General features: G+C 69.2%; 2 protein-coding genes and 1 pseudogene. All 3 read left to right on the top strand.

Features of this window, described 5'->3' with window-relative positions; genetic code table 11:
• The first annotated feature begins 765 nt into the window (after window positions 1-765).
• The 3 genes and pseudogenes from ACZ56B_RS32795 to ACZ56B_RS32785 all read left to right on the top strand — a co-directional run bounded on the left by ACZ56B_RS32795 (window position 766) and on the right by ACZ56B_RS32785 (window position 2,086).
• Complete coding sequence (locus tag ACZ56B_RS32795; RefSeq protein ID WP_468798725.1) at window positions 766-1,029, top strand: helix-turn-helix transcriptional regulator; 264 nt, start codon at window positions 766-768, stop codon at window positions 1,027-1,029.
• 136 nt (window positions 1,030-1,165) lie between these two features.
• A pseudogene (locus tag ACZ56B_RS32790) lies at window positions 1,166-1,576 on the top strand (DUF6083 domain-containing protein); the annotation flags it as partial.
• A gap of 102 nt (window positions 1,577-1,678) precedes the next feature.
• A complete protein-coding gene (locus ACZ56B_RS32785) occupies window positions 1,679-2,086 on the top strand; it encodes a hypothetical protein (RefSeq protein ID WP_468798728.1) in 408 nt (135 codons plus the stop codon).
• Window positions 2,087-2,301 lie beyond the last annotated feature (215 nt).

Genomic DNA, 2,301 nt, shown 5'->3' with positions numbered 1-2,301 from the left:
CGAGAGCATGGACGCCCTCTACAGCGACGACACGATCGTCCTGCCCGCCACGTCAGACGACTGATCGCCTACACCACGCCAAGGGACATGACCCGGCGGCCGAAGTGCCCGCTGGAAGCGCAGCGGTCAGGTAGCTGAGCATTTCGCGTACCCGGATCCGTTCGCCTGGGCCTTTGGGGAGGCGTCTGTGCCGCCGAGTGGTGGCCGGGGGCGGTGGTACGCGGGCGAGGACGGTGTCGGGCACTACGGCGGCCTGTGCTGTCGCGGTCGCGCAGGCGCTGCAGGCGTCGGTGAGCCGCCATAGCCGTCCGCCGCGTTCCCGTGCGAGGAGGAGGCGGATGGGGCCGGCGCAGCCGCGGTGGCGGGGGTGCCAGCGGCAGCCGCGTTCATGGCACTGGCAGATGCGCAGGTGGGGTGGGCGGAGGTCGTTACGTGCGTGCCATGCGAGGTGGGCCAGCGCGGCCGAGCGGGCGGAGGCTGCGGTGATCCGTGTGTCATCGTGTGAGCAGTGCCGGCATACGAGGACGGGCCCGTCGGCGTGCGAGCGAAGTTCCACGGTCCAGGTGCGTGGCGTTGCCGGGCATGTGATGCGCAGCCTCATGGGCGCGTGTTCCTCCTGCTGTTTCCACGCCGATTTCGTTTTTGGTTGTGGGGGTGGCCGACACCGTAGTGCAGAGGTCTGCCCTGGTGCTGTCGGTACTACCTGGAGAAATAGGGCAGAGGTCTGCACTGACAGGGCAGGGGTCTGCACCGTCGGATGGGCGGGTGACGATCTTTTCGCCCGATCCGGATCTCAACGCGCTGCGATTGGAACTCGCGCGCTTGCGGGCCGCGCGCGGGTGGAGCTACGACGAGCTCGCCGCCCGCAGTGGCCTGGCCAGACGTACTCTCATCGAGATCGAGCAGGGCCGCACCGTCGGGACCCTGAAGACCTGGCACGCTCTCGCCCACGCCCTGGAAACCCCGCTCGACAAGCTCTTCAGCACACTGTGCCAAGGGCACGACCTGCCTGGTCCGCCTCAGGACTGACCCCCTGCCCGAGCGGCTGCTGCAGACCACCCGAACCGGCGAGACTGTCCCGAACGCACGATCTCGCATTCGCACTCCAGTCGCACCCCATGAGGCCGACCGGGTGACTTATCAGCACTGCTGTCGTGGATCCGGCATGTTGGCTGGCAGGTTCCCCCGCATGCACTGCACATCCCCTCCCCCGGCCCGGCGCTGGGACGGCAGCCTGATCGCCCACCGCGTGCGCCATTCCCTGCGGGTTGCTCCCGACGGTGTCAGCCGACTGCTGCGCTGCGGACAGAACGACCGGTGCCGCGAGTGCGGCAACCGGATCGAGTGGTACCACCGGGACCGTCGATGGACCGTCCCCCTCCATCCTCGAGAGCTGCCGGCCGCCCGTGTACCGGCCGCGTGCCGCTGGCATGTCAGCTCGGGCGTCGCCTGTCCGGGAGGAGACGGAAGTAACTGGTGCCGTCTGCCGCACGCCGTCATCTGCCCCGCTTGGGAGGCTCCCGAGGCCTCTCCCGCGTTGATCGAGCTGCGCCGGGCTCTGGCGGTGAACACCCGCCGTCTGATCGACGCCGGCGCCTTCACTCCTCCCCCGGCCGCTCCGGACGGTCCGGCAGACCAGGAAGGAGCCTCAGCGGTCTGCCGCCCGGCCCGTCCCATCGTGCAACTGCTGTATGTGCGCTACCTGGCTGCCCAGCCGGTGGATGAAATCCAGTGCGTTGCCCGGACACGGCGCCGGCACCGCTGCACCAACACCCTCCTCTCCCCCGGCGCCCCGGGCGGTACCTGGAAGCTGGTGCCCGCCACCGCCACGAACGGGCAGCTCGCCCTGCCCGCCGAGGTCATGGCGATCTACGACCTCAGCGGTCTCCCGTACGCCGAGCAGCTGCGGTGGCGCGCCCAGCGCTGTCAGCAGCACGCTGCCGCCCCTACGGCCGCCGATTTGGCAGTCGCCGACTGGGAACCTTTTGATCCTCTCCGTCATCACGAACACGTTCGCACCCGCCTGCCCACCCGTGCCCGGCCTTCCGGGTCCACGGGCCGCGCACACAGGGCGGCCGACTGGTGAGGTCTTGGCATGCCATCAAGATCGCTCAGGCCAGGTGTTCCGTCCGATGGGCTTGGGCGCCCGCGGTGCAGCTAGTAGTGCTTCGTTAGGTTCTGGATCTGGTTCTGCTGGTGGTGAGGAGTCGGCCGCAGGTGGCGCAGGTGCCGGTCCAGCACCTCAGCAGGTCCTGGAGGACGTCCAGGACCTGGTAGAGGGTCAGGCCGGCATCAGGGCTT

Source organism: Streptomyces sp. NPDC034670 (genome assembly GCF_055574875.1).
Note: the sequence above shows the minus strand (reverse complement) of the source record. Positions and strands in the feature narration are given on the sequence as shown.